The sequence below is a fragment of the Streptomyces sp. NPDC055013 genome, from assembly GCF_053608645.1.
In genome coordinates this window covers 202,326-225,964 of record NZ_JBSGVW010000013.1, presented here as the reverse complement: position 1 = coordinate 225,964, position 23,639 = coordinate 202,326, and the positions used below count along the sequence as shown (strand labels likewise).

Annotated in this window: 34 protein-coding genes and 1 pseudogene; all 35 read right to left on the bottom strand. The window is 67.4% G+C overall.

Annotated features, from left to right (window positions below; translation table 11 throughout):
• Positions 1–272 (bottom strand): annotated as a pseudogene (locus ACWGDB_RS19475) (DNA-directed RNA polymerase subunit alpha); the annotation flags it as partial.
• 146 nt (positions 273–418) lie between these two features.
• The gene (rpsK, locus tag ACWGDB_RS19470; RefSeq protein WP_017949643.1) at positions 419–823 is read right to left on the bottom strand and encodes a 30S ribosomal protein S11; all 405 of its coding nucleotides are present in this window, start codon (positions 821–823) and stop codon (positions 419–421) included.
• 70 nt (positions 824–893) lie between these two features.
• Entirely contained in the window at positions 894–1,274 is a 381-nt protein-coding gene (gene rpsM / locus ACWGDB_RS19465) for a 30S ribosomal protein S13 (protein WP_037680379.1), read from the bottom strand.
• Between the two features lie 196 nt (positions 1,275–1,470).
• Positions 1,471–1,584: a 50S ribosomal protein L36 gene (rpmJ, locus tag ACWGDB_RS19460; RefSeq protein WP_003998809.1), complete on the bottom strand. Its 114-nt coding sequence runs from the start codon at positions 1,582–1,584 to the stop codon at positions 1,471–1,473.
• A gap of 58 nt (positions 1,585–1,642) precedes the next feature.
• A complete protein-coding gene (gene infA / locus ACWGDB_RS19455) occupies positions 1,643–1,864 on the bottom strand; it encodes a translation initiation factor IF-1 (protein WP_003948620.1) in 222 nt (73 codons plus the stop codon).
• Between the two features lie 181 nt (positions 1,865–2,045).
• Positions 2,046–2,882, bottom strand: coding sequence for a type I methionyl aminopeptidase (map, locus tag ACWGDB_RS19450; RefSeq protein WP_453823507.1), 837 nt, complete (start codon positions 2,880–2,882; stop codon positions 2,046–2,048).
• A 142-nt stretch (positions 2,883–3,024) separates the two neighbouring features.
• The gene (locus tag ACWGDB_RS19445; RefSeq protein WP_453823506.1) at positions 3,025–3,687 is read right to left on the bottom strand and encodes an adenylate kinase; all 663 of its coding nucleotides are present in this window, start codon (positions 3,685–3,687) and stop codon (positions 3,025–3,027) included.
• Positions 3,687–5,000 carry a preprotein translocase subunit SecY gene (secY, locus tag ACWGDB_RS19440; RefSeq protein ID WP_383615439.1) on the bottom strand — a complete coding sequence of 438 codons (1,314 nt, stop codon included), beginning with the start codon at positions 4,998–5,000 and terminating at the stop codon, positions 3,687–3,689. The genes ACWGDB_RS19445 and secY overlap by 1 nt, the downstream gene beginning before the upstream one ends.
• A gap of 245 nt (positions 5,001–5,245) precedes the next feature.
• Complete coding sequence (gene rplO / locus ACWGDB_RS19435) at positions 5,246–5,701, bottom strand: 50S ribosomal protein L15 (protein WP_031141307.1); 456 nt, start codon at positions 5,699–5,701, stop codon at positions 5,246–5,248.
• A 2-nt stretch (positions 5,702–5,703) separates the two neighbouring features.
• Positions 5,704–5,886 carry a 50S ribosomal protein L30 gene (gene rpmD / locus ACWGDB_RS19430; protein ID WP_003974250.1) on the bottom strand — a complete coding sequence of 61 codons (183 nt, stop codon included), beginning with the start codon at positions 5,884–5,886 and terminating at the stop codon, positions 5,704–5,706.
• A 2-nt stretch (positions 5,887–5,888) separates the two neighbouring features.
• Positions 5,889–6,494, bottom strand: coding sequence for a 30S ribosomal protein S5 (gene rpsE / locus ACWGDB_RS19425; protein ID WP_007494753.1), 606 nt, complete (start codon positions 6,492–6,494; stop codon positions 5,889–5,891).
• A 41-nt stretch (positions 6,495–6,535) separates the two neighbouring features.
• Positions 6,536–6,919: a 50S ribosomal protein L18 gene (gene rplR, locus ACWGDB_RS19420; RefSeq protein ID WP_055622533.1), complete on the bottom strand. Its 384-nt coding sequence runs from the start codon at positions 6,917–6,919 to the stop codon at positions 6,536–6,538.
• A gap of 3 nt (positions 6,920–6,922) precedes the next feature.
• Positions 6,923–7,462 carry a 50S ribosomal protein L6 gene (gene rplF / locus ACWGDB_RS19415; RefSeq protein WP_328879904.1) on the bottom strand — a complete coding sequence of 180 codons (540 nt, stop codon included), beginning with the start codon at positions 7,460–7,462 and terminating at the stop codon, positions 6,923–6,925.
• A gap of 24 nt (positions 7,463–7,486) precedes the next feature.
• A complete protein-coding gene (gene rpsH, locus ACWGDB_RS19410; RefSeq protein WP_007384075.1) occupies positions 7,487–7,885 on the bottom strand; it encodes a 30S ribosomal protein S8 in 399 nt (132 codons plus the stop codon).
• A 213-nt stretch (positions 7,886–8,098) separates the two neighbouring features.
• Positions 8,099–8,284: a type Z 30S ribosomal protein S14 gene (locus ACWGDB_RS19405; RefSeq protein ID WP_003948630.1), complete on the bottom strand. Its 186-nt coding sequence runs from the start codon at positions 8,282–8,284 to the stop codon at positions 8,099–8,101.
• Between the two features lie 5 nt (positions 8,285–8,289).
• Positions 8,290–8,847 (bottom strand): 50S ribosomal protein L5, encoded by a 558-nt coding sequence (gene rplE / locus ACWGDB_RS19400; protein ID WP_030967305.1) that lies wholly within the window; start codon positions 8,845–8,847, stop codon positions 8,290–8,292.
• Positions 8,847–9,170, bottom strand: a complete 324-nt coding sequence (gene rplX, locus ACWGDB_RS19395; protein WP_107904101.1) for a 50S ribosomal protein L24 — start codon at positions 9,168–9,170, stop codon at positions 8,847–8,849. The genes rplE and rplX overlap by 1 nt, the downstream gene beginning before the upstream one ends.
• 2 nt (positions 9,171–9,172) lie before the next feature.
• On the bottom strand, positions 9,173–9,541 hold the full coding sequence (rplN, locus tag ACWGDB_RS19390; RefSeq protein WP_003992364.1) for a 50S ribosomal protein L14: 369 nt from the start codon (positions 9,539–9,541) through the stop codon (positions 9,173–9,175).
• 105 nt (positions 9,542–9,646) lie between these two features.
• Positions 9,647–9,934 carry a 30S ribosomal protein S17 gene (rpsQ, locus tag ACWGDB_RS19385; protein ID WP_053753927.1) on the bottom strand — a complete coding sequence of 96 codons (288 nt, stop codon included), beginning with the start codon at positions 9,932–9,934 and terminating at the stop codon, positions 9,647–9,649.
• Positions 9,934–10,158, bottom strand: coding sequence for a 50S ribosomal protein L29 (rpmC, locus tag ACWGDB_RS19380; protein WP_003998824.1), 225 nt, complete (start codon positions 10,156–10,158; stop codon positions 9,934–9,936). Before rpmC ends, rpsQ begins: the two co-directional genes overlap by 1 nt.
• Entirely contained in the window at positions 10,158–10,577 is a 420-nt protein-coding gene (gene rplP / locus ACWGDB_RS19375) for a 50S ribosomal protein L16 (RefSeq protein ID WP_009327094.1), read from the bottom strand. The genes rpmC and rplP overlap by 1 nt, the downstream gene beginning before the upstream one ends.
• 5 nt (positions 10,578–10,582) lie before the next feature.
• Positions 10,583–11,407, bottom strand: coding sequence for a 30S ribosomal protein S3 (rpsC, locus tag ACWGDB_RS19370; protein WP_369272859.1), 825 nt, complete (start codon positions 11,405–11,407; stop codon positions 10,583–10,585).
• Positions 11,407–11,754: a 50S ribosomal protein L22 gene (rplV, locus tag ACWGDB_RS19365; RefSeq protein WP_026290933.1), complete on the bottom strand. Its 348-nt coding sequence runs from the start codon at positions 11,752–11,754 to the stop codon at positions 11,407–11,409. The genes rpsC and rplV overlap by 1 nt, the downstream gene beginning before the upstream one ends.
• Positions 11,755–11,798: 44 nt before the next feature.
• Positions 11,799–12,080 (bottom strand): 30S ribosomal protein S19, encoded by a 282-nt coding sequence (gene rpsS, locus ACWGDB_RS19360; RefSeq protein ID WP_147995160.1) that lies wholly within the window; start codon positions 12,078–12,080, stop codon positions 11,799–11,801.
• A 12-nt stretch (positions 12,081–12,092) separates the two neighbouring features.
• On the bottom strand, positions 12,093–12,929 hold the full coding sequence (rplB, locus tag ACWGDB_RS19355) for a 50S ribosomal protein L2 (protein WP_062706768.1): 837 nt from the start codon (positions 12,927–12,929) through the stop codon (positions 12,093–12,095).
• 40 nt (positions 12,930–12,969) lie between these two features.
• Positions 12,970–13,389, bottom strand: coding sequence for a 50S ribosomal protein L23 (gene rplW / locus ACWGDB_RS19350; RefSeq protein ID WP_453823505.1), 420 nt, complete (start codon positions 13,387–13,389; stop codon positions 12,970–12,972).
• Positions 13,389–14,045 (bottom strand): 50S ribosomal protein L4, encoded by a 657-nt coding sequence (gene rplD / locus ACWGDB_RS19345; protein ID WP_383615449.1) that lies wholly within the window; start codon positions 14,043–14,045, stop codon positions 13,389–13,391. The genes rplW and rplD overlap by 1 nt, the downstream gene beginning before the upstream one ends.
• Positions 14,046–14,053: 8 nt before the next feature.
• Positions 14,054–14,698, bottom strand: a complete 645-nt coding sequence (gene rplC, locus ACWGDB_RS19340) for a 50S ribosomal protein L3 (RefSeq protein WP_055622540.1) — start codon at positions 14,696–14,698, stop codon at positions 14,054–14,056.
• A 17-nt stretch (positions 14,699–14,715) separates the two neighbouring features.
• Positions 14,716–15,024 carry a 30S ribosomal protein S10 gene (gene rpsJ / locus ACWGDB_RS19335; RefSeq protein WP_003948644.1) on the bottom strand — a complete coding sequence of 103 codons (309 nt, stop codon included), beginning with the start codon at positions 15,022–15,024 and terminating at the stop codon, positions 14,716–14,718.
• 549 nt (positions 15,025–15,573) lie between these two features.
• Positions 15,574–16,059, bottom strand: coding sequence for an adenylyltransferase/cytidyltransferase family protein (locus ACWGDB_RS19330; RefSeq protein WP_453823504.1), 486 nt, complete (start codon positions 16,057–16,059; stop codon positions 15,574–15,576).
• Positions 16,056–17,618 carry a fibronectin type III domain-containing protein gene (locus ACWGDB_RS19325; protein ID WP_453823503.1) on the bottom strand — a complete coding sequence of 521 codons (1,563 nt, stop codon included), beginning with the start codon at positions 17,616–17,618 and terminating at the stop codon, positions 16,056–16,058. Before ACWGDB_RS19325 ends, ACWGDB_RS19330 begins: the two co-directional genes overlap by 4 nt.
• 74 nt (positions 17,619–17,692) lie before the next feature.
• Positions 17,693–19,249, bottom strand: coding sequence for an oligosaccharide flippase family protein (locus tag ACWGDB_RS19320; protein ID WP_453823502.1), 1,557 nt, complete (start codon positions 19,247–19,249; stop codon positions 17,693–17,695).
• On the bottom strand, positions 19,246–20,853 hold the full coding sequence (locus ACWGDB_RS19315; protein ID WP_453823501.1) for a hypothetical protein: 1,608 nt from the start codon (positions 20,851–20,853) through the stop codon (positions 19,246–19,248). Before ACWGDB_RS19315 ends, ACWGDB_RS19320 begins: the two co-directional genes overlap by 4 nt.
• A complete protein-coding gene (locus ACWGDB_RS19310) occupies positions 20,850–22,280 on the bottom strand; it encodes a hypothetical protein (protein WP_453823500.1) in 1,431 nt (476 codons plus the stop codon). The genes ACWGDB_RS19315 and ACWGDB_RS19310 overlap by 4 nt, the downstream gene beginning before the upstream one ends.
• Positions 22,281–22,433: 153 nt before the next feature.
• Positions 22,434–23,633 (bottom strand): glycosyltransferase family 4 protein, encoded by a 1,200-nt coding sequence (locus ACWGDB_RS19305; protein ID WP_453823499.1) that lies wholly within the window; start codon positions 23,631–23,633, stop codon positions 22,434–22,436.
• Positions 23,634–23,639 lie beyond the last annotated feature (6 nt).

Below are 23,639 nucleotides of genomic sequence, written 5' to 3'. Positions count from 1 at the left end.
TCGTCGTGCTCCGAGGAGACGACCAGCTGCTTGATGTTGAGGATCAGGTCGGTGACGTCCTCCTTGACGCCCGGCACGGTGGTGAACTCGTGCAGCACGCCGTCGACGCGGATGGACGTGACCGCCGCACCCGGGATCGAGGACAGGAGGGTCCGGCGCAGGGAGTTGCCGAGGGTGTAACCGAAGCCCGGCTCCAGCGGCTCGATCACGAACCGGGAGCGGAATTCGTCGACGACCTCTTCGGTCAACGAGGGACGCTGAGCAATCAGCATGTGTGGATCAGATCCTTCTTTCGTGGACGCCCGCTATTTGACGTCCGACGGAAACCGCACCCGTGAAGAGTGCGGGTACTGCAAGGGTACGGGCGATACAACCCCTTACGGAGTCGTACCGCCCGAAACCTCAAGCGAACCGTGCCTCAGACGCGGCGGCGCTTCGGCGGGCGGCAGCCGTTGTGCGGGGTCGGGGTGACGTCCTGGATGGAGCCGACCTCGAGGCCCGTGGCCTGCAGGGAGCGGATCGCGGTCTCACGACCGGAGCCCGGGCCCTTGACGAACACGTCGACCTTGCGCATGCCGTGCTCCTGGGCGCGGCGGGCAGCCGACTCGGCGGCCATCTGCGCGGCGAACGGCGTGGACTTCCGGGAGCCCTTGAAGCCGACGTGGCCGGCGGAGGCCCAGGAGATCACGTTGCCGGACGGGTCCGTGATCGAAACGATGGTGTTGTTGAACGTGCTCTTGATGTGCGCATGGCCGTGAGCGACGTTCTTCTTTTCCTTGCGGCGCACCTTCTTGACGGCGCCCTGACGTCCCTTGGGGGGCATCTGTTAACTCCTACGGGGAGGTGGTCGGTCCTACAGCGAAGACCGCTGATGAAGCGTTGTCCGCTGAGGACTACTTCTTGCCCGGCTTCTTCTTGCCGGCGATGGCGCGACGCGGGCCCTTGCGGGTGCGGGCGTTGGTGCTGGTGCGCTGACCGCGGACGGGCAGGCCACGGCGGTGACGCAGACCCTGGTAGCAGCCGATCTCGACCTTGCGGCGGATGTCGGCCTGGATCTCGCGACGGAGGTCACCCTCGGTCTTGATGTTGTTGTCGACGTACTCGCGGATCGCGACGAGCTGCTCTTCGCTCAGGTCACGAACACGGGTGTTCGGGTCGATGCCCGTCTCCGCCAGCGTCAGCTGCGAAAGGGTCCGGCCGATGCCGAACACGTAGGTGAGGGCGACCTCCACGCGCTTTTCGCGCGGGATGTCAACACCGGAAACGCGTGCCATTCAATGGCTCCTGGTGATCTTCGGAGGTCTTCCACAGAACCGAATCCCAGCCGCCGTACCAGGTACGAACTGGGTCCCCGGCCTCCGAACCGAGGGTGTCAGGCGAAGGATCGCCTGGGTCCTGCGTATGAACATATTCAGCTCGCGTCGCGCGAATCTCTGCGATGTCGTGGCAGAGGGAGTGGACGATCGTGCGTCAGCCCTGGCGCTGCTTGTGGCGCGGGTTCTCGCAGATGACCATGACCCGACCGTGACGGCGGATCACCCTGCACTTGTCGCAGATCTTCTTGACGCTCGGCTTGACCTTCATTGGTGAGGTTCTCCGGGTCAGTGCCATCGCCTCGGGAATCCCGGGGCGCGGGCAAGATCTACTTGTAGCGGTAGACGATCCGGCCACGGGTCAGGTCGTACGGAGACAACTCCACCACGACCCGGTCGTCAGGGAGGATGCGGATGTAGTGCATACGCATCTTGCCGCTGATGTGTGCCAGGACCTGGTGGCCGTTCTGGAGCTCGACCTTGAACATGGCGTTCGGCAGAGACTCGACGACAGTGCCCTCGATCTCGATGGCACCTTGCTTCTTGGCCACGCTTCGCCCTTCGGAATCGACTACCTTGATCGACCCCTGCGCTTTCCCTTACGGGTGCATGCAGACATGCGGGTGCACAAGAGCCGACGAGTCAGTCTACGTCAGCGCACCCGGAAAGACGAATCGGGGAAGTCTGCCCCGGAGGGCAGATCATTAAGCGCCGGAAGGGTACGACGGAAACTCAAGCCGACGGATCCGGCGCGGTGACGATCCCGTATTCGGCGAGCTTCGCCTTGCCGCCGTCGGGAGACGTGAGCACCAGCGGCCCCGCCTCGGTCAGCGCAACCGAGTGCTCCCAGTGGGACGACCAGGTGCCGTCGGTGGTGATCACGGTCCAGTCGTCCGACAGGACCTCCGTCTTCGGAGTGCCCAGCGAGATCATCGGCTCGATCGCGAGGCAGAAGCCCGGGACCAGCTTCGGCCCCTTCCCCCGCCGCCGGTCGACGTAGTTCAGCAGGTGCGGGTCCATGTGCATCTCGGTGCCGATGCCGTGGCCGCCGTAGTCCTCGATGATCCCGTAGCGCCCGCCGCCCGGCTTCGGCTGCCGGCGGATGTACGTCTCGATGGCACGGGAGACGTCGACGAGACGGTTCCCCTGCTTCATGGCCGCGATGCCGGCCCACATCGACTCCTCGGTCACCCGGGAGAGCTCGACGAGCTCCGGAGCGTGACCGGAGCCCACGAAGGCGGTGTAGGCGGCGTCGCCGTGCCAGCCGTCGATGATCGCGCCGCAGTCGATGGAGATGATGTCGCCGTCCTTGAGGACGACGTCCTCGGACGGGATGCCGTGGACGACGACGTCGTTCACGGAGGTGCAGATGGTCGCCGGGAAGCCGCCGTAGCCGAGGAAGTTCGACTTGGCGCCGTGCTCCGCGAGCACCTTGCGGGCGACCTCGTCCAGATCCTTGGTGCTGGCGCCCGGTACCGCGGCCTCGCGCGTGGCCGCATGAATGGCGGCGACGACCAGCCCCGCCTCACGCATCTTGGCGATCTGCTCGGGGCTCTTGATCTGCACCATGGGGACGGGGGCCTTCCTGGACTGAATAGAGGGGACTTCTTCAACCATAAGGGCGGAGGCGGCGCACCCCACCCCACGCAGCAGCCGCGGCCCCCTCACAGGGAGCCGCGGCCTGAGCTACGTACACGAGCCAGGAACGCTGCTACTCGCCGTCCCCGTCACGCTGAAGCGCCTCCATGGCGCGCGCCGTGACCTCTTCGACCTTGCCGAGAGCGGAGATGGTGACGACCAGTCCCTGCGTCTTGTAGTAGTCGATGATCGGCTCGGTCTGCGTGTGGTAGACCTCGAGGCGCTTGCGGACCGTCTCCTCCGAGTCGTCGTCCCGCTGGTACAGCTCGCCGCCGCAGGCGTCGCAGACGCCCTCCTTCTTCGGCCGGCTGTACGTCACGTGGAAGACGTGGCTGGAGTCCTTGCGGCAGATCCGCCGCCCGGCGATCCGCTTGACGACCTCTTCCTCGGGGACCTCGAGGTCCAGGACGGCGTCCAGCTTCATGCTCTCGGACTGGAGCATCTCGTCGAGCGCCTCGGCCTGGGACACATTGCGCGGGAAGCCGTCGAGCAGGAAGCCACCCTCGGCGTCCGGCTTCTCCATGCGGTCCTTGGCCATCCCGATGGTGACCTCGTCCGGCACCAGGTTGCCCGCGTCCATGTAGGACTTCGCGAGCTTCCCGAGCTCCGTCTGCTGGCTGATGTTGGCGCGGAACAGGTCGCCCGTGGAGATGTGCGGGATCGACAGGTTCTTGGCGAGGAACGCAGCCTGCGTTCCCTTACCGGCACCCGGCGGCCCGACGAGGACGATACGCATCAGCGGAGGAACCCTTCGTAATTGCGCTGCTGGAGCTGGCTCTCGATCTGCTTCACCGTTTCGAGACCGACACCCACGATGATCAGGATGCTGGTCCCGCCGAACGGGAAGTTCTGGTTTGCCCCGAAACCAGCCAACGCCATCGTCGGCACGAGAGCGATCAGACCCAAGTACAGCGAGCCCGGCCAAGTGATCCGGTTGAGTACGTACGAAAGGTACTCAGCGGTCGGTCGGCCAGCCCGGATGCCCGGGATGAAGCCACCATACTTCTTCATGTTGTCCGCGACTTCCTCGGGGTTGAACGAGATGGCCACGTAGAAGAACGCGAAGAAGATGATCAGGAAGAAGTACAGCGTGACGTGCAGCGGAGCGTCCGTGAGCGCGAGGTTCTGCTCGATCCAGGTCTTCCAGCCTGCGTTCCCACCGGCGAACTGCGCGATCAGTGCCGGGATGTAGAGCAGGGACGAGGCAAAGATCACAGGGATGATGCCCGCCTGGTTGACCTTCAGCGGAATGTACGTCGAAGTGCCGCCGTAGGAACGGCGGCCGATCATGCGCTTCGCGTACTGAACGGGGATTCGGCGCTGAGCCTGCTCGACGAAGACCACCAGGCCGATCATGACCAGACCCACGGCGACCACGGTGCCGAACTCGATCCAGCCGCCGGCCAGGGAGCCCTGCTTCTTGATGGCCCACAGCGCGGACGGGAAGGTCGCGGCGATCGAGATGAACATCAGGATCGACATGCCGTTGCCGATGCCGCGGTCGGTGATCAGCTCACCGAGCCACATGACCATGGCCGTACCGGCGGTCATGGTGATGACCATCACGATGGTGGTGAAGATCGAGCGGTCCGGCACGATCTGGTTGGCGACCTGGCAGTTCTGGAAGAGCGCACCACTGCGGGCGGTGGCCACCAGGCCGGTGCCCTGCAGTACGGCGAGCGCCACCGTCAGGTACCGGGTGTACTGCGTGATCTTCGCCGTACCGGCCTGGCCTTCCTTCTTCAAGGCTTCCAGGCGCGGGATCACGACGGTCAGCAGCTGCAGGATGATGCTCGCCGTGATGTACGGCATGATGCCGAGAGCGAAGATCGTGATCTGAAGCAGCGCGCCGCCACTGAACATGTTGACCAGACCGAAAAGGCCCTGGTTGGCGTCCGCCTGGTCGATACAGACCTGTACGGCCCGGTAATCGACGCCGGGAATCGGAATATGGGTACCGACCCGGAAGATCACGATGATGCCGAGCGTGAAGAGCAGCTTCTTGCGCAGGTCGGGCGTCTTGAACGCCCGGGCGAACGCGGTGAGCACGGTGCCTCCTGCGACCCCCGCGCTACTGCGTCAAGGGTGACGGTCTTGAGGATCGACTAATAGGAACGACTTAGCTAACGGTCAACTGCCGCTCAGAGTGCCCCACAAGAAGCACTCCGTAAAAGTGGGCAGTGCAGGCCACCTTACCCGCGGGACCGCCCCCCTTGGAACGACCAACCGGGGATACCCCATTTGTGGGGTATCCCCGGTCGGGATCGCTCAAGTCATCGAGACGCCTGATGGATTCAGACGAGCTCGGTGACGCTGCCGCCGGCGGCGGTGATCTTCTCCTTGGCGGAGCCGGAGACGGCGTCGACCGTCACCTGCAGCGCCACGGAGATCTCACCCTGGCCGAGGACCTTGACGAGGCTGTTCTTGCGAACGGCACCCTTCGCCACCAGGCCTTCGACCGTGACCTCGCCACCCTCGGGGTAGAGCGCGGCCAGCTTGTCGAGGTTCACGACCTGGAACTCGGTCTTGAACGGGTTCTTGAAGCCCTTCAGCTTCGGAAGGCGCATGTGGAGGGGCATCTGCCCACCCTCGAAGCGCTCCGGAACCTGGTAACGAGCCTTCGTACCCTTGGTACCACGACCGGCCGTCTTACCCTTCGACGCCTCACCACGACCCACACGGGTCTTGGCGGTCTTGGCGCCCGGGGCGGGACGGAGGTTGTGGATCTTGAGCGGGTTGTTCTCCGCCATGATCAGTCGACCTCCTCGACCGTCACGAGGTGGCGGACGGTGTGCACCATGCCGCGGAACTCGGGGCGGTCCTCCTTGACGACCTGCGTGTTGATCCCCTTGAGACCAAGGGAACGCAGGGTGTCACGGTGGTTCTGCTTGCTGCCGATGTAGGACTTGACCTGCGTAATCTTGAGCTGCGCCATGATTACGCACCCGCCCCGGCACGTGCACGGAGAAGAGCCGCGGGGGCGACGTCCTCGAGCGGCAGACCACGGCGGGCCGCGACCTCCTCGGGACGCTGCAGGCCCTTGAGGGCCGCCACGGTCGCGTGCACGATGTTGATCGCGTTGTCGGAGCCGAGCGACTTCGACAGGATGTCGTGGATACCGGCGCACTCGAGCACGGCACGCACCGGACCACCGGCGATAACACCGGTACCGGGCGACGCGGGCTTGAGCAGTACGACGCCGGCAGCCTTCTCACCCTGGATCGGGTGCGGGATGGTGCCCTGGATACGGGGGACCTTGAAGAAGTGCTTCTTGGCCTCCTCAACACCCTTGGCGATGGCGGCCGGCACCTCCTTGGCCTTGCCGTAACCGACACCCACGGTGCCGTCACCGTCGCCCACCACGACCAGCGCGGTGAAGCTGAAGCGACGACCACCCTTCACAACCTTGGCGACACGGTTGATCGCGACAACGCGCTCAACGTAAGCGGTCTTCTCGGCGGCAGCTGCGCCGCCGTCACGGCCCTTCCGGTCCCGCCGCTCGCCGCCACCGGCACCGCCACCGCGGCGCTGGGGTCCAGCCATTGGAATTACCTCTCTCTGTTTCCGCTAGCTACGGAAGCGGCTCAGAACTTGAGCCCGGCTTCGCGGGCGGCATCCGCCAGGGCAGCAATGCGCCCGGCGTACTGGTTGCCACCACGGTCGAATACGACAGCCTCGACGCCGGCGGCCTTGGCGCGCTCGGCGACCAGGGCGCCGACCTGCTTGGCCTGCGCGGACTTGTCGCCCTCGCCACCGCGGATCGTGGTGTCCAGGGTGGACGCCGACGCAAGGGTGTGACCCTTGATGTCGTCGATCACCTGGGCCACGATGTGGCGGTTCGAGCGGGTAACGACCAGACGCGGACGCTCCGCCGTTCCGTTGATGTGCTTACGGATCCGGATGTGGCGGCGCTTGATCGCGGCGCGCTTGTAGGCGTCGCCCTTAAGGATCTTCTGTCCGTATGCCATGGCTTACTTACCCGCCTTTCCGACCTTGCGGCGGATGACTTCGCCCTCGTACTTGACGCCCTTGGCCTTGTACGGGTCGGGCTTGCGCAGCTTGCGGATGTTGGCCGCAACCTCGCCGACCTTCTGCTTGTCGATGCCCTCGACCGAGAACCGGGTGGGGGCCTCCACCTTGAAGGTGATGCCCTCGGGGGCCTCGACGGTGATCGGGTGGCTGTAGCCCAGAGCGAACTCCAGGTTCGAACCCTTGGCCGTCACGCGGTAACCGACACCGCTGATCTCGAGCTTCTTCACGTAACCCTGGGTCACGCCGGTGATCATGTTCGCCACCAGCGTGCGGGACAGGCCGTGCAGGGCCTTGTTCTGACGCTCGTCGTTCGGGCGAGTGACGTTCAGGACGCCGTCCTCATCCCTGACGATGTCGATCGGCGCGGCAACGGTGTGGGTCAGTTCGCCCTTGGGGCCCTTGACCGAAACCGTACGGCCGTCGATGGTGACGTCCACGCCGGCGGGAACCGTGATGGGGAGCTTGCCAATACGCGACATAGCTGTTTCCTCCGTTCCCTTCCGCTACCAGACGTAGGCGAGGACTTCCCCACCCACGCCCTTCTTGCCGGCCTGCTTGTCGGTGAGGAGCCCGTGCGACGTGGAGATGATCGCCACGCCCAGGCCGCCGAGCACCTTCGGCAGGTTGGTGGACTTCGCGTACACCCGGAGACCGGGCTTGGAGATCCGCTTGATGCCCGCGATGGAGCGCTCACGGTTCGGGCCGAACTTCAGCTCGAGAACGAGGTTCTTGCCGACCTCGGCGTCCTCGACCTTCCAGCCCGTGATGAAGCCCTCCTGCTGGAGGATCTCCGCGATGTGCGACTTGATCTTCGATGCCGGCATCGTCACGGAGTCGTGGTATGCCGAGTTCGCGTTCCGCAGACGCGTAAGCATGTCTGCGATCGGATCAGTCATGGTCATGAATTGGCCTTCGGCCTCTCTCGCCGGGGTTTCCTGGTGCGCCATCCCTCTCCCCGATCCGAGACGGGACGGGTGCGGCGCGGTGGACCTACGGCGTAGTAAGTCGTACGGGCGACCGTCAGGCGCCCAACCCTCCAAGCCTAAGCCATGGAAGGGAGGGCGCCTGACACGCCCAGTGCTTACCGAGAGCCTCTGGAATCCCTAAAAGCGGGACTACCAGGAGCTCTTGGTCACGCCCGGCAGCTCGCCACGGTGAGCCATCTCACGAAGGCACACGCGGCACAGGCCGAACTTGCGGTACACGGAGTGGGGACGGCCACAGCGCTGGCAGCGCGTGTAGCCACGCACGCCGAACTTGGGCTTGCGAGCAGCCTTCGCGATCAGAGCCTTCTTCGCCATCTCGCTCACGCCTCCTTGAAGGGGAAGCCGAGGTGACGAAGGAGCGCGCGGCCCTCAGCGTCGTTGGTCGCCGTGGTCACCACGGTGATGTCCATACCCCGGGTGCGGTCGATCTTGTCCTGGTCGATCTCGTGGAACATGACCTGCTCGGTGAGACCGAAGGTGTAGTTGCCACGGCCGTCGAACTGCTTGGGGGACAGACCACGGAAGTCGCGGATGCGCGGCAGCGCGAGCGACAGGGTGCGGTCCAGGAACTCCCACATGCGGTCGCCACGGAGCGTGACGTGGGCACCGATCGGCTGGCCCTCACGCAGCTTGAACTGCGCGATGGACTTGCGGGCCTTGGTGACGGCCGGCTTCTGACCGGTGATCGTGGTGAGGTCGCGGATGGCGCCCTCGATCAGCTTGGAGTCGCGGGCGGCGTCGCCCACACCCATGTTGACCACGATCTTGACGAGGCCGGGGATCTGCATGACGTTCTCGTACTTGAACTCGTCACGCAGCTTGCCCGCGATCTCCTCGCGGTACTTCAGCTTCAGACGCGGGCTGGTGGTGGTCGTCATCAGATGTCCTCACCCGTCCGCTTGGCAACGCGGATCTTGTTGCCTTCGTCGTCGAAGCGGTAACCGACACGCGTGACGACCTTGTTGCCGTCCTTCTCAACGACCAGCTGGACGTTGGAGACGTGGACAGGCGCCTCAGTCGTGACGATGCCACCGGCCTGCGAACCCTTGGCGGTGGGGCCGGCCTTGGTGTGCTTCTTGACCCGGTTGACACCCTCGACCAGGACACGGTCCTCGCGGGGGTAGGCCGCGATGACCTTGCCCTGCTTGCCCTTGTCCTTGCCGGTGATGACCTGAACCAGGTCGCCCTTCTTGATCTTCATGCTTACAGCACCTCCGGAGCCAGCGAGATGATCTTCATGAACTTCTTCTCGCGCAGCTCACGCCCGACCGGGCCGAAGATGCGGGTGCCGCGAGGGTCGCCGTCGTTCTTCAGAATGACGGCGGCGTTCTCGTCGAAGCGGATGTACGAGCCGTCCGGACGACGGCGCTCCTTGACGGTGCGAACGATGACCGCCTTGATGACGTCACCCTTCTTCACGTTGCCGCCGGGGATCGCGTCCTTGACGGTGGCGACGATGACGTCACCGATGCCCGCGTAGCGGCGACCGGAGCCACCGAGCACACGGATGCAAAGGATCTCCTTCGCACCAGTGTTGTCGGCGACACGCAGTCGCGACTCCTGCTGGATCACGTCTATCTCCTGTTTGTCTGCCGGTTCCCGGCAGGGGCCGCTTCACTGGGAGGCGAGCCCCTGCCGAGCCTGGCGGAACTGACCTGCGGGTTTGCCCGCAGGAAATTACTTGGCCTTCTCGAGGATCTCGACGATGCGCCAGCGCTTGGTCGCCGACAGCGGACGCGTCTCCATCAGGAGGACGCGGTCGCCGACGCCGGCAGCGTTCTGCTCGTCGTGCGCCTTGAGCTTGTTCGTACGGCGGATGACCTTGCCGTACAGCGCGTGCTTGACGCGGTCCTCGACGGCGACGACGACGGTCTTGTCCATCTTGTCGCTGACGACGAGACCCTCACGGGTCTTGCGGAAGCCGCGGGCCTCTGCAGTCTGCTCAGTCACGTTGCTCTCACTCATCAGGCGCTCTCCACCGTCTCGATGCCCAGCTCGCGCTCACGCATCAGGGTGTAGATCCGCGCGATGTCCTTACGGACGGCCTTCAGCCGACCGTGGTTCTCGAGCTGACCAGTCGCCGCCTGGAAGCGGAGGTTGAACAGCTCTTCCTTGGCTTCGCGGAGCTTCGCCAGAAGCTCCTCGTCACCCAGTTCGCGCAGCTCGGACGCCTTGGTACCGGCCGACATCACGCTTCACCTGCCTCGCGCTTGACGATCCGGCACTTCATCGGCAGCTTGTGGGCGGCGCGAGTCAGGGCCTCACGGGCGATCTTCTCGTTGGGGTACGACAGCTCGAACATCACGCGTCCGGGCTTGACGTTGGCGATCCACCACTCCGGGGAACCCTTACCGGAACCCATGCGGGTCTCGGCAGGCTTCTTGGTGAGGGGACGGTCCGGGTAGATGTTGATCCAGACCTTGCCACCACGCTTGATGTGACGCGTCATGGCGATACGAGCGGCCTCGATCTGACGGTTCGTCACGTACGCCGGGGTCAGCGCCTGGATGCCGTACTCGCCGAACGCAACCTGCGTGCCGCCCTTGGCAGCGCCGCTGCGCTTCGGGTGGTGCTGCTTGCGGTGCTTGACCCTACGGGGGATCAGCATTTCGGTCAGGCCTCCGTTCCGGTGCTCTCAGCCGGAGCGGACGCCTGGGCCTCGGCCTTGGGGGCCTCGGCGCCGGCAGCCTGCTGCGGCTTACGACCGCGCCGCTCGCCACCGCGGCCACCACGGGCCGGGCGGTCGGAGCCGCCACCGCGAGCCGGGCGGTTACCCGCACGGGCGGCAGCGTTCTCGGCGCGGACCTCGGCGATGTTCTTGACGTCGCCCTTGTAGATCCAGACCTTCACACCGATGCGGCCGAAGGTCGTCTTGGCCTCGAAGAAGCCGTAGTCCACGTTCGCGCGGAGCGTGTGCAGGGGCACACGGCCCTCGCGGTAGAACTCCGAGCGGGACATCTCGGCGCCACCGAGGCGGCCGCCGCACTGGATCTTGATGCCCTTGGCGCCGGCCTTCATGGCGGACTGCATGCTCTTACGCATGGCCCGACGGAAGGAGACGCGGGAGGAGAGCTGCTCGGCAACGGCCTGTGCGACCAGCTGAGCGTCGGTCTCGGGGTTCTTGACCTCGAGGATGTTCAGCTGGACCTGCTTGCCCGTGAGCTTCTCGAGGTCACCGCGGATGCGGTCGGCCTCGGCGCCACGGCGGCCGATGACGATGCCCGGACGAGCGGTGTGGATGTCCACACGCACGCGGTCACGGGTGCGCTCGATCTCAACCTTCGAGATACCGGCGCGCTCCATGCCGGACGTCATCATCCGACGGATGGCGACGTCTTCCTTGACGTAGTCCTTGTACAGCTTGTCGGCGTACCACCGGGACTTGAAGTCCGTGGTGACACCGAGCCGGAACCCGTGCGGGTTTACCTTCTGGCCCATTACCGGGTTCCTTCCTTGCTGCTGACGACCACAGTGATGTGGCTGGTCCGCTTGCGGATCCGGTAGGCACGGCCCTGGGCACGCGGACGGAACCGCTTCAGGGTCGGGCCCTCGTCGACGTACGCCTCGCTGATGACCAGCGAGGAGGCGTCCGGGTGGTCGTAGTTGTGCGCGGCGTTGGCGATGGCGCTGTCGAGCACCTTGCCGACCGGCACTGAGGCTGCCTGCGGAGCGAATCGCAGAACAGCCTGAGCCTCCGTGGCATCCATGCCACGGATAAGGTCCACCACGCGGCGGGCCTTCATGGGCGTAACGCGGATGTACCGCGCCTGGGCCCTGGCTTCCATGGTTGTCCCTCTCAGTTACTTACGTGTCTGAATGCGATCCGCTACTAGCGGCGCTTCGACTTCCGGTCGTCCTTGACGTGACCCCGGAAGGTGCGCGTCGGCGAGAACTCGCCGAGCTTGTGGCCGACCATCGACTCGGTGACGAACACCGGGATGTGGGTCTTGCCGTTGTGCACCGCGAGCGTGTGGCCGAGCATGGCCGGCACGATCATGGAGCGACGGGACCAGGTCTTGATGACGTTCTTGGTGCCTGCTTCGTTCTGCGTTTCCACCTTCTTGATCAGGTGGTCGTCGACGAAGGGCCCCTTCTTGAGACTGCGCGGCATCTAAACCCGCTCCTAGCGCTTCTTGTTCGTCTTGCGGCGGCGGACGATGTACTTGTTGCTCGCCTTCTTCGGAGCACGAGTACGACCCTCCTTCTGACCCCAGGGGCTGACCGGGTGGCGACCACCGGAGGTCTTGCCCTCACCACCACCGTGGGGGTGGTCAACCGGGTTCATCGCCACACCGCGAACGGTCGGGCGAACGCCCAGCCAGCGCTTACGGCCGGCCTTGCCCCAGTTGATGTTGCTCTGCTCGGCGTTGCCGACCTCGCCGACGGTGGCGCGGCAGCGCACGTCGACCAGGCGGATCTCACCGGAGGGCATGCGGAGGTGGGCCATCGAGCCCTCCTTCGCGAGCAGCTGCACGGAGGCACCGGCGGAGCGGGCGAACTTGGCGCCGCCACCGGGACGGAGCTCGATCGCGTGGATCGTGGTACCGACCGGGATGTTGCGGAGCGCCAGGTTGTTGCCCGGCTTGATGTCGGCCCCGGGACCGTTCTCCACGCGGTCACCCTGCTGCAGGTTGCGCGGGGCGAGGATGTAGCGCTTCTCGCCGTCGGCGTAGTGCAGCAGCGCGATGCGCGCGGTGCGGTTGGGGTCGTACTCGATGTGCGCGACCTTCGCCGGCACGCCGTCCTTGTCGTGACGACGGAAGTCGATCACGCGGTAGGCGCGCTTGTGGCCACCACCCTGGTGGCGGACGGTCACACGACCGGAGTTGTTACGGCCACCCTTGCTGTGCAGGGGGCGGACCAACGACTTCTCCGGCGTGGACCGCGTGACCTCGACGAAGTCGGCGACGCTGGAGCCACGACGGCCCGGCGTAGTCGGCTTGTACTTGCGGATTCCCATTTCTCAGTCCTCGTCCGATATCGGACGATCCGGACCGCCCTCAGGCGGTCGGACCGCCGAAGATGTCGATACGGTCGCCCTCAGCGAGGGTCACGATCGCGCGCTTGGTGGACGCACGCTGGCCGAAGCCCGTGCGGGTCCGCTTGCGCTTGCCCTGGCGGTTGATCGTGTTGACTCCGGTGACCTTGACCTCGAAGACCGTCTCGACGGCCTGCTTGATCTGGGTCTTGTTGCTGCCCGGGGCGACGACGAACGTGTACTTGTTGTCGTCGAGGAGCGCGTAGCTCTTCTCGGACACGACCGGCTTGATCAGGATGTCACGGAGGTCCGTGAACGCCTTGCTCGCCGGCGTGACGACGGTGTTCTTGCCCTCGGTGGCGTGGCGACGCGCCTTGGCGACGCGAGCGGCCTTGGCCTTCTTCGCGGCCTTCGAGGCAATGGCGGGGTGACGGATGGCCATCAGACCTCGCTCCCTTCGGTGTCATTGGCCTTCGGGCCCGACACGAAGGACTCGAACGCGGACTGGGTGAAGACCACGTCGTCCGAGACGAGAACGTCGTACGTGTTCAGCTGGCCCGGCTCCAGGATGTGGACCTGGGGCAGGTTGCGGGCGGACAGCCACGCGGCCTCGTCGGCGCGCTCGACGACCAGGAGCAGGTTCTTGCGCTCCGAGATCTTGCCGAACAGGCTCTTGGCGGCCTTCGTGGACGGGTTGTCGCCCTCGATCACGCCGGAGACGACGTGGATGCGGTTGTTGCGGGCCCGGTCGGTGAGGGCGTGGCGCAGGGCCGCGGCCTTCATCTTCTTCGGGGTCCGCTGCGAGTAGTCACGCGGCACGGGACCGTGCACGACGCCACCACCGGCGAACTGCGGCGCGCGGGTCGAACCCTGACGGGCGCGACCGGTGCCCTTCTGGCGGTAAGGCTTCTTGCCACCACCACGGACTTCACCGCGGGTCTTGGTCTTGTGCGTGCCCTGACGGGCAGCGGCCAGCTGCGCGACGACGACCTGGTGGAGCAGCGGAACGCTGATCTTCTCTACGTCGAAGATCTCCGCGGGGAGCTCGACGGACCCGGCCTTGTCGCCCGCCGGCGAAAGGATGTCAACAGTGCTCATCGGTTACCTCAGGCCCCCTTGGCCGCAGTGCGGACCAGGACGAGGCCGCCGTTCGGACCGGGAACCGCGCCCTTGATGAGCAGCAGACCCTTCTCCGCGTCAACGGCGTGGACGGTCAGGTTCTGGGTGGTGACCCGCTCGTTGCCCATGCGACCCGCCATGCGGAGGCCCTTGAACACACGGCCCGGGGTGGCGCAGCCACCGATGGAACCGGGAGAGCGGTGCTTGCGCTGGGTGCCGTGTCCGGCGCCGAGGCCCTTGAAGTTGTGACGCTTCATGACACCGGCGAAGCCCTTGCCCTTGCTCTTGCCGGTGACGTCGACCTTCACGCCGGCCTCGAACACCTCGGCGGTGACTTCCTGGCCGAGGGTGTACTCGCTGGCGTCAGCGGTACGGATCTCGACGAGGTGGCGGCGGGGGGTCACGTCGGCCTTGGCGAAGTGACCCTTGAGGGGCTTGTTCACCTTGCGCGGGTCGATCTCGCCGAAGGCGATCTGGACCGACTCGTAGCCGTCGACGTCGTTCGTACGGACCTGGGTGACGACATTGGGGCCGGCCTTGACGACGGTGACCGGAACAACACGGTTGTTCGCGTCCCACACCTGCGTCATGCCGAGCTTCTCGCCCAGGATGCCCTTGATCTGCTTAGCCATTCTCAGATCACCGGCCCTCAGAGCTTGATCTCGATGTCGACACCGGCCGGGAGGTCGAGTCGCATCAGAGAGTCAACGGTCTTGGGAGTCGGGTCGAGGATGTCGATCAGGCGCTTGTGCGTGCGCATCTCGAAGTGCTCGCGCGAGTCCTTGTACTTGTGCGGCGACTTGATGACGCAGTACACGTTCTTCTCAGTGGGCAGCGGCACCGGGCCTGCGACCGACGCACCAGTGCGGGTCACCGTCTCGACGATCTTCTTCGCCGAGGAGTCGATGACCTCGTGGTCGTAGGCCTTGAGCCGGATGCGGATCTTCTGTCCCGCCATGGCTACTCAGTAGTCCTGTCTCTCTTACGCTCTGGAACCCGGAGTTCCCTTGACCTCCTCCGACCCACGCGGTCGGGCGTGTCGCGCTCCCGCTGACACAGATGCCCCTTGATCGAACATCCCTGCGTGGGAACACGGCCCTTCCGGAACCGCAAGCCGGGAGCTAGGAGGCCCACCGGGCGCCTGGCCGTTGTCGCGCTCACACTTCCCGGAAGATTCCCGTACGTCCGCCCCAGCGCTGCCTTACGGCAGTTAGGGCGACGAGTACTGTGGGACTCGCTTCCGGTCCTCCCGGCGGGAGGCGCGCAGCATCAACACTCGACCGAGCAACTCGGACAGTCTGCCATATGGGGCAGGGGACTGGCCAATCGAGCCGGAGAGAATACCCCGAGGGTGACGTAGGTCAAACCCGGGCCGCCGGGGCCCGGGACCGGCGGGGTGCGCGGCGGCTGATGCGGTGGCGGATGCGGTGGCGGAGAGACGGGCTGACGGGCCCGCAACCGCAGCGGACCCGTCAGTCACACCAGCATCGGACCACCCGCGTCCGCGTCAGCTCTCCGCTCCCCCCGGACGGGGTCCGGCGAGCTGACCCGTCAGCGGCTCGGAAGGCTTCTGCGGGGCGAGCAGGTGGAGCGCATCCCGGAGCAGCGTGCTTGAGGTCTGCTCGGTGTAGGGGAAGTAGACGACCTCCACCCCCACGCTCGCGAATTCGGTTTCGAGCCTCGTCCAGACGTCCGTGCCGAGCCAGTCGTCACCCTTGAAGATGACGTCGAAACCGACTTCCTTCCAGATCCCCATCTTGTCGTCCACCGTCGCGACGAAGGTCTCGTCCACGTAGCGCACACTGCGGACGATCTGCAGTCGCTCGGCGAGCGGTACCACGGGCGGCCTGCCCTTCAGGCGCACCACGAGGTCGTCCGAGCACACGCCGGCGACGAGCCGGTCGCAGTGCCCGCGGGCCCGGCGCAGGACATTCAGATGGCCCACGTGGAAGAGGTCGAAGACCCCTGGCGCGTAGCCGCGACGTGCCCTCATCGACGCCTTTCCTTCGAAGCCTTCGTGGCCTTCGTGGTGTTGTCGGCGACCGCCGTGACCGTGAGCGCCTGCGATCCGAGCGCGGTGTTCCGGCCGTCGGTGACGGCGATCGTGTACCGGTGGCGCGAACCGGGCGTGACGGTGTCCGTGTACTTCATCGTGGGGCGGTTCCACTCCTGGGACCGGCCCGTCCGCGTGGCCACGAGCCGGCCGTCCCGGTGGATGAGGTACTTCAGCTCCGCGTCGTCCCGGTCCCATGCGGCACGCCAGGTGAGCGTGACCCGGCCGGCGCTGCGGACCGAGGCCGTGAGCCTGGGCGGGTTCTCCGGAGTTCCCCGGTCGGGACCGGCCCCGAATCGCGTCAGGCTCTGCTGCGGACGGTTGTTGACGGTGGTGAACTCGCCGCCCGCCCACAGGATGCCGCCGGCCATCGCCATGGCCCGGGGACCGTTCTGCTCGCCGATCCCCTCGTTCGTGTCGGGGAACCAGTGCAGGATGTGGCGGTTGCGGGTCGACTGGGCCAGGAAGTGCTGGCGGTTGTGGTGCTCCGGGAAACCGCCCGGGGTGGCACTGCAGTTGTGGGCGTGGGACCCGCTGTAGAGAACGCCGTTGTGCAGGGCGAGCGCCTGGGTGGCGCCCAGGCAGGTGTCACGCCACACCAGCTTGCCGGTGCGGAGGCTGGCGGCGATACGGCCGTCGAAAATGCCCGTACCGCTACCCTCGGCCGCCACATAGAACTTCGTCTTGTCGCGGACCAGCGCCTTCACGACCGACCGGGCCGGCAGCCAGTCCGTGTACTGGGCCACCGTCTTCCCCGTGCGGGGGTGCAGGGCGACCAGCGAGGCCTCCAGGTCCTCGTTGACCAACTGGAAGTCGCCTCCGACGATGATCTTGCCGTACTCGGGCGCGGCGCTGATGGCGCGTACCGGAGCCTCGATCTCCGCCTTGAACGGCAGCAGCGCGCCTCGGCGGGTGAACGCCGCGATGCGCTCCCTCTCCCGGCCGTTGACGGCCGTGAAGTCGCCTCCGAGATAGACCGCGCTCTTCGTGACGTCGATGGCCCGCACGGTCGACGACAGGCGCGGGCGGAAGTCCTTGCGCAGCGAGCAGCCGGCCGTGTTGAGCGCGACCGCATGGGACGCCCTGGCCCTGCCCGCGTTGGCGAACGAGCCGCCGACGTAGAGCGTCTTGCCGTCCGCGGTCGCCTTGAGCGCCCGTACGGTGTTTCCGGCGCCGGTGAAGCGGTGGGCGCACGACAGCAGTCTGCCGGTGACGGCGTCGAAGGCCGCGAAGTTCTTGCGTGCGACCTCCCTCTGGCCGGGCTTGGCGCCCGGAGGCCGGACCTTGTTGAAGGTCCCGCCGACGTACACGACGCCGCGTGCGTACTCGATCGACCAGACGATGCCGTCGGTCTGCCAGGTCGCCAAGGGGTCGGCGGTCAGGGTCTTTTCGGCGCTGTCGGCCACCGAGGCCGAAGCGGTGATGAGCGAGGCAGCCGCGAGGAGGGCCGCGACCGAAGCCGCGGTGGCTCCCCGCTTCGTGCTTTTTCTCAGGCGCATGGAACATCCCGGGTTGCAGCAAGGACGGGTGGAAGAAGGGGAGATGGAGCGGCGGTCTCGGTCCCGAGACGGCCTCATGGGGTGCGTTCGCGCAGCACACCGGCGAGTTCACGCACTCCCAAAGGTGTACTAAATCGCCACAAACCTATACCAAATGCGCACAATCCTACGGTGATTGCGACGGCAAGTCCGACGGCCGTGTCACCTGCCAGCAGCCGCGCGGTGACGACAACCGGCGCGGTGAGGCACAGGGCGACGGCAGTCGCCAGCAGGTATCCGCCGTCGATGAAGGTGAAGCCGGGGTGCCGCCGCACCAGCACGGCCGCGACGACGTTCTCCACGACGGCCGCCGCCCCCCAGGACAGGGCCGCGCCGAGGACGCCGAGACGGGGAATGGCGAGGAACCCAACCGTCAGCTGCACCGCGAACGCGACGCCGGTGACCGCCAGATGCCAGGTGCTCTTGCCCGCCATGAGCAGCACCGTCTGGGCGTTTCCCACCCCGACGTTGACCGCCGAGGCGAGACAGAGCAGCACCAGCGCGCCCGCCCCCTGATCGAACTCGGGTCCGAACAGCGACAGAACGGTGCCCGGGAAACTCGTGAGCAGGGCCAGCAGCGGCCAGGAGAACAGCACGATCCAGCGCGTCGAGACGCGGTGCAGATGGGAGGCCTGCGCGAGGTCGCCCAGGGCGAGAAGACGGCTGATCTCGGGTGCGACGGCCAGCCGGATGGCCAGCTGGAGCAGCGTTGCCGCGATGACCACGCGGCCGACGGCGGTGTAGATGCCCGCCTCTTCGCTCGTCGCCAGGGAGGACAGCAGGACGACGCCCAGCCAGACCGCGCTGATGTCGAAGACGGACGAGACGGCCCGGGGCGCGGCGAACGCCCAGAACCCGCGCCGGGTGGCGGTCTCCCGTACGACGGTCTGCCGTACGGGGACATGCCCTGTACTCCGGCGGCGGCACCTGCGCAGGGCGAGACCGGCGATGAGGAAACCGGCCAGCGAGGGCACGAGCCAGGCGGCGGCCAGGCTCAGCACGCCCGGGGCCAGCAGCAGGACCGGTACGGCGATCAGTACGCGCAGGACCGGCTTCCCGATCTGCTCGACGCCGACGTACGGGATCACGGTGCCGTGGCCCTGGGTGGCGCCCAGCAGGATCAGGGTGACCGTGGCCAGGGGGAGGAACACGGCGAACAGCCGGACCAGGGTCACCGCGTCGCCCGGGGCGAGACTCGGCAGCAGCGCGGTGGCCGCCCCGGGCGACAGGAACAGCAGTGCGGCGGCGGTGGTGCTCGCCAGGGCTCCGGGCACGACCGCGCTGCGCAGCAGTGCGCCCACCTTGCGGCCCCCGGTGATGGCCAGGTCACCGGGGACGAAGCGCACCAGCCCGGTGTCGGCGCCGAGCTTGCAGGCGTGGCACAGGATGGTGAAGGCCGCGACGCAGGTGAACACCGCGCCCGCCCCGTAGGCCCCGAGCCCGCGGGTGACCAGGGCGACCAGGACGTAGCCGAAGACCGCGTTGACCGTCGAGCCCAGGAAACCCCACCATCCACCGCGTGCGGTGGCGGCGACCCCGGACCGGACGGTCGACCCGCCGGTGGCCGGGGCAGTCGTGCCGGAGGTGCTCACCGGGAGGTGGTGAGCGTGTCGTCCCGCAGGGGCGCGGTCGGCTTCGCCGTGGCGCCGTCGGCCGGGGCGGACGGTGGCGTGGACGCGTTCCGCTCCCGCAGCCGGCGCAGCGGGTCGCTGTCCAGGACCCGGCGGAGCAAGCCGGACCGGGTGCCGTCGTGGAGCGCCGCGCCCACGAGATGACCGCCCAGGCAGCTGACCAGCTCGTGAACGCGCTTGAGGTCGTCGCGCCTGAGGTCGTCCAGCGCGCCCACCACGAGAACGCCGTCCACGCACGGGGCGAGCACCAGGCCGTCGCCGTGTTCCAGCAGGGGCGGGCTCAGGAAGAGCGTCGACCCGCCGGAATCGGCATCCGGCACGGCACGCGCCGCCGGGACCGCCGGCCCGTCGTCGCCGGTGGTGCCGCGGCTGTGGGGGCAGAGCGTGAACCGCCCGGCCGTGCCCGCGTCGACGACCACTGCGCCCTCGGGTACGTCGTCCGACGTGGGGTCGCCGGCCGACAGGGGCAGACGGGCCCACAGGCCAGGAGTGTGCGCGGTGGCGTCCACCAGTCGTACGTCGTCACCGGACTCGGCGAGGGCGGCGGCGAGATTCACGGCGACGGCCTCGGCACCTCGCTGCTGCCTCGGCGCCACGATCATGAGCCTGCCCAGGGACGTACGGCCGTCACTGTCCCGCAGCCGCAGGCCCAGGGCGCGGTACGCCTCCGCGCGGCTGCCGTCCGCCCGGCCGACCTCCAGCAGGTCCCCCCCGGCGCCGGGGGCCGGGAGGATGCCCAGCACGGGAGCGTGCAGCGCCTCCTGGACCTCGGCGGCCGAGCGGGCCCGCGGCTCCAGGGCGGATCGCAGCCAGGCGAGCACGACCCCGAGGATGAGACCGCCGAGCAGGCCGGCCCCGATGAGCCAGCCCGGACCGGGGCCCGCGGGCCGCGCCGGCGGCTCGGCTCTGCGGACGATGTCGCCGGCGAAGGGGTCGTAGGTCCTGACGTCCGAGATCTTCTTGCGCAGGATGCCGACCTGCTCCCGCATCCCCGCGGCGCCGGCGACGGGCGGGTCGCCCTTCTTCGTGGCGAGCCGCTCGGTCAGCTCGGCGATCTGCCGCTCCAGTCCGGCGGCCATCCGGGCAGCCATGGCCTCGGAGCGGTCCTGGCGATCGGCGAGATAGGCCTGGGCGAACGCGTTGGTGACGCGAGCCGCACGCTGCGCGGTGCCCGCCGTGTACTCGAACCGCAGGACCTGGGTGTCCGGGAGGTCCGTCACGCGCAGGTCCGCCAGCAGCGCGTCGGCGCCCGGCCTGTGCCGCAGTTCCTTCGCCGCCCGGGCCGCGACGGTCGCGCTGAGCGCGATCTGCCGCTCCGTGCCCATGCTCACCTGGCTGTCCGCGCCCACGCCGATCGTGCTGAAGGGGTCGGACCTGGGGCGTACGAGCACCTCGCCGGTGGCGGTGTAACTGCCCGCGCGCAGCAGGACCAACAGCAGTCCGCCGAGCAGCCCCAGGACCACGCCCAGCACGATGGTCGCGCGGTACCTCAGCAGCAGGCGCACCTGGTCGCGCAGCTCGTCGGGGTCGTCGTACCGATCGTCGAAACCGGCGGGGCTGGTCACGGGTGCCTCCTGTGGCCGGGGATGAGTGCGTGGCCCGCGGTGGCGGGTGGCCGCACCGGGGCCGGGAGCCGGGAGGGCCCGGCGGCCCGGGTGAGGAAGAGCGGAACGATCAGGAGCAGCGCGAGGGGCGCGATGATCGCCATGAGGCTGCCGCGCAGGAAGATCAACTGGTAGAAGGCGAAGGCGGGGACCAGCAGAACCGCCAGGGTGCGCTGCCGGTCCCGCAGCCGTGCCCTGATGTCGTCCACCCGCCGTCCGGCCGCTCCCAGCACGCAGAAGACCGCGACGACGCACAGCGGACCGCCCCACAGGTAACTCTCGATCCACAGCGGCGCGGAGAGGTTGTGGAAGTCGTAGCCCGCGTACTCGGCGAATTCGATACCGGTGGCCTGTGGTTTTCCGGGCCACATGGTGCGAGGGATCACGACCAGGACGACGCCGAGCAGGGCCGACGGCGAGAAGCCGTTTTCCTGCACATAGTCGATGCCGGTCTGCATTTGCTGAAATGCGTCGTAGTCCATGGTGGTGCTGAACTGCTCCGCGAGTCCCACGACTTGCAGCGCTTCCCGTTCGTCGTAACGGAAGTAGTCGCTGTACGGGAAAGCGAACAGCACCACGGCCGTGATGGCCATGGCGATACCGCGAAAGGCCCGTGGGGTGTTGAACCGGTGCCATGAGAAAAGCAGCACCAGAAGGACGGTCCCGGCCCAGAAACGCGGCCTGCTGATGGGGTTGTTGACGATCACGTTGAGCGCGAGCAGGGCCGGGAGCAGCATCCGACGGACCGTCCGCAGCAGCCGGTCGCCGTTGGCCCGGCGGGGCAGGTGGACCAGGGCCACCAGGGACCAGAAGGCCGGGACGGCGAGGCACCAGACGCGCAGCGCGTGCGCGGTGTCCGACTGGGTGTCCGACTGCCACAGAGCCTGTCTGCTGGTGAAGTAGGCCCGCAGGCCGCCTTCCTGCCCGGGGATCAGCACGGCCGCGAGCAGCAGCGACAGACCGCACAGCAGCAGCACGGGCAGCGGCGAGAGCGTGCGGGACAGCAGCGGTTCCAGTACGGCCGACCTGCCGCCCTTGCGCCCGGCGGCCAGGGCCGCCCCCGCGGTGTAGGCGAGCAGACCGAGTTCCGTCAGCACGGCGGCGGCGAAAGCGGTCGTCTCATCGCTGCGGTAGCCGAGCGGGTAGGTGTCGGTGGCGAGCATGGCGAGCGGCGCCAGACCGAGCCATACGTAGGAGAAGAGCCAGAATCCGAACGCGACCAGGCGCACCGACGTATCGGTGAGTACCCGGGCCAGCCCGACCCCGGTATGCACCGCCACGACGCACTGCACGGCGAGTGCCGTCCCGAATCGTGTGTCGATGGCCTGGAGAATCAGCGCGGGCAGGAAGGCGACGAAAAAGAAGGTCCAGCAGCACACCGCTGCCACGGAACGCTGTTCACCGCCTCGCACCTGCACCCCCGATCGAGCGAGCAAACGGAATGGACCGACACCGGTAGATTTATAGCCCAAAGGCCAGGCCGATCCCCCGCATTTGGCAGGGCGTTTCACATGACGTGAATTAATATGAAGGCACCATAGTCACGGGCCGACGCGGCTTGCCGTCCGCAGAATTTCCTCGAATTGCGAAGCACACCCCTCCAGGGCGAACTCCCGCTCGGCCAGCGCCCGGCTCTCCTTGCCCAGCGACTCCGCCCGCGCCGGGTCGTTCAGTACCTCCCGGACCCATGCGGCCGCCTCGGACAGCGAGGACTCCTCGGGGGCGAACACCGGCGAGCCGGCCTGCCGGAGCAGCTTCGCCGCCAGGTTGTCCGCCGGCATCAGGCCCAGCACCGGGCGTCCGGCGCACAGGTAGGACAGCGTCTTGGAGGGGACCGAGAACTCTCCCGCGTCCGCCGTCAGCAGCACGACCAGCACATCGCCCGCGCCCAGCACCTCGGGCAGCCGCTCGTAGGGCTGGAAGGGCAACAGGGTCAGGTCGACACCGCGGGCGGCGGCGGCCTGCTTGATGACCGGGACGGCCGGACCGTCGTTGACGACGACGAGGCGGACCCGTTCGCCCTGCTCGCGCAGTGTCTCGGCCAGCCGCACCAGCAGGACGGGGTTGTGCTTGAGGCCGATCGTGCCCGAGTACAGAAGGGTCCTGACGCCGGTGAGGCCGTGCTCCTGCGACCACGCGTTGCCGCGGGCCACGGGGAGGATCTCGTCCAGCGGCGCCCAGTTGGGAATGACGGTCGCCTTGTCCGCGGTGCCCCACTCCCGGTGGACCCGCACGAAGGAGTCGGCGATCACGACGATCGCCGAGGCTCGTCGCGCCGACCACTTCTCGCCCTGCTCGAAGACCCGGGCGGCGACGCCCATCAGCCTCGACACCCCGGCGGCGGCGAAGCTCTTCAGCGCGACCGCGGTGACGTCCTGGTGCCACAGCACCCATGGGATGCGCAGTGCCTTCAGTGCCGACGCGGCCACGACCAGGGTCGGGACCGGCAGGTTCGCCAGCATCGCCACGTCCGGCTGCTCGCGCCGTACCTGCCGTGCCAGCTCCAGACCCAGCCGTGTCTCCTTGAAGAGGCGTCGGACGTAGGCACCCTTGTCCAGGACGACGCGGTCGCCGATGGTGACGAAGCGGAGGCGGGCGACGGTGTCCTCGTCGAGGTTGCCCTTTCCGGAGACGTAGGCCGAGCAGGTCGAGTGGACGACGTCATGACCGCGGTACGCCAGCTCACGGCTGAGCTGGGCCTGGAACGGGTGCCCGCTGTAGTCGTGGACGAGGATCCTCATGTACTG

What these genes read in the sequence shown, in the direction of transcription:
- rpsC (WP_369272859.1), bottom strand. Translation starts at nt 11,407, where the DNA reads ATGGGCCAGAAGGTAAACCCGCACGGGTTCCGGCTCGGTGTCACCACG.
- rpsM (WP_037680379.1), bottom strand. Translation starts at nt 1,274, where the DNA reads ATGGCACGCGTTTCCGGTGTTGACATCCCGCGCGAAAAGCGCGTGGAG.
- rpmD (WP_003974250.1), bottom strand. Translation starts at nt 5,886, where the DNA reads ATGGCGCAGCTCAAGATTACGCAGGTCAAGTCCTACATCGGCAGCAAG.
- rplC (WP_055622540.1), bottom strand. Translation starts at nt 14,698, where the DNA reads ATGGCTAAGCAGATCAAGGGCATCCTGGGCGAGAAGCTCGGCATGACG.
- rpsQ (WP_053753927.1), bottom strand. Translation starts at nt 9,934, where the DNA reads ATGAGTGAGAGCAACGTGACTGAGCAGACTGCAGAGGCCCGCGGCTTC.
- rplF (WP_328879904.1), bottom strand. Translation starts at nt 7,462, where the DNA reads ATGTCGCGTATTGGCAAGCTCCCCATCACGGTTCCCGCCGGCGTGGAC.
- ACWGDB_RS19325 (WP_453823503.1), bottom strand. Translation starts at nt 17,618, where the DNA reads ATGCGCCTGAGAAAAAGCACGAAGCGGGGAGCCACCGCGGCTTCGGTC.
- rplO (WP_031141307.1), bottom strand. Translation starts at nt 5,701, where the DNA reads ATGGCGGAGAACAACCCGCTCAAGATCCACAACCTCCGTCCCGCCCCG.
- rpsE (WP_007494753.1), bottom strand. Translation starts at nt 6,494, where the DNA reads ATGGCTGGACCCCAGCGCCGCGGTGGCGGTGCCGGTGGCGGCGAGCGG.
- rplX (WP_107904101.1), bottom strand. Translation starts at nt 9,170, where the DNA reads ATGAAGATCAAGAAGGGCGACCTGGTTCAGGTCATCACCGGCAAGGAC.
- rpsH (WP_007384075.1), bottom strand. Translation starts at nt 7,885, where the DNA reads ATGACCATGACTGATCCGATCGCAGACATGCTTACGCGTCTGCGGAAC.
- ACWGDB_RS19330 (WP_453823504.1), bottom strand. Translation starts at nt 16,059, where the DNA reads ATGAGGGCACGTCGCGGCTACGCGCCAGGGGTCTTCGACCTCTTCCAC.
- ACWGDB_RS19305 (WP_453823499.1), bottom strand. Translation starts at nt 23,633, where the DNA reads ATGAGGATCCTCGTCCACGACTACAGCGGGCACCCGTTCCAGGCCCAG.
- ACWGDB_RS19445 (WP_453823506.1), bottom strand. Translation starts at nt 3,687, where the DNA reads ATGCGTATCGTCCTCGTCGGGCCGCCGGGTGCCGGTAAGGGAACGCAG.
- rpsK (WP_017949643.1), bottom strand. Translation starts at nt 823, where the DNA reads ATGCCCCCCAAGGGACGTCAGGGCGCCGTCAAGAAGGTGCGCCGCAAG.
- rpsJ (WP_003948644.1), bottom strand. Translation starts at nt 15,024, where the DNA reads ATGGCGGGACAGAAGATCCGCATCCGGCTCAAGGCCTACGACCACGAG.
- rplD (WP_383615449.1), bottom strand. Translation starts at nt 14,045, where the DNA reads ATGAGCACTGTTGACATCCTTTCGCCGGCGGGCGACAAGGCCGGGTCC.
- rplE (WP_030967305.1), bottom strand. Translation starts at nt 8,847, where the DNA reads ATGACGACCACCACCAGCCCGCGTCTGAAGCTGAAGTACCGCGAGGAG.
- rplW (WP_453823505.1), bottom strand. Translation starts at nt 13,389, where the DNA reads ATGGCCATCCGTCACCCCGCCATTGCCTCGAAGGCCGCGAAGAAGGCC.
- rplR (WP_055622533.1), bottom strand. Translation starts at nt 6,919, where the DNA reads ATGGCATACGGACAGAAGATCCTTAAGGGCGACGCCTACAAGCGCGCC.
- rpmJ (WP_003998809.1), bottom strand. Translation starts at nt 1,584, where the DNA reads ATGAAGGTCAAGCCGAGCGTCAAGAAGATCTGCGACAAGTGCAGGGTG.
- rplB (WP_062706768.1), bottom strand. Translation starts at nt 12,929, where the DNA reads ATGGGAATCCGCAAGTACAAGCCGACTACGCCGGGCCGTCGTGGCTCC.
- rplP (WP_009327094.1), bottom strand. Translation starts at nt 10,577, where the DNA reads ATGCTGATCCCCCGTAGGGTCAAGCACCGCAAGCAGCACCACCCGAAG.
- rpmC (WP_003998824.1), bottom strand. Translation starts at nt 10,158, where the DNA reads ATGTCGGCCGGTACCAAGGCGTCCGAGCTGCGCGAACTGGGTGACGAG.
- rpsS (WP_147995160.1), bottom strand. Translation starts at nt 12,080, where the DNA reads ATGCCGCGCAGTCTCAAGAAGGGGCCCTTCGTCGACGACCACCTGATC.
- rplV (WP_026290933.1), bottom strand. Translation starts at nt 11,754, where the DNA reads ATGGAAGCCAGGGCCCAGGCGCGGTACATCCGCGTTACGCCCATGAAG.
- ACWGDB_RS19405 (WP_003948630.1), bottom strand. Translation starts at nt 8,284, where the DNA reads ATGGCGAAGAAGGCTCTGATCGCGAAGGCTGCTCGCAAGCCCAAGTTC.
- map (WP_453823507.1), bottom strand. Translation starts at nt 2,882, where the DNA reads ATGGTGCAGATCAAGAGCCCCGAGCAGATCGCCAAGATGCGTGAGGCG.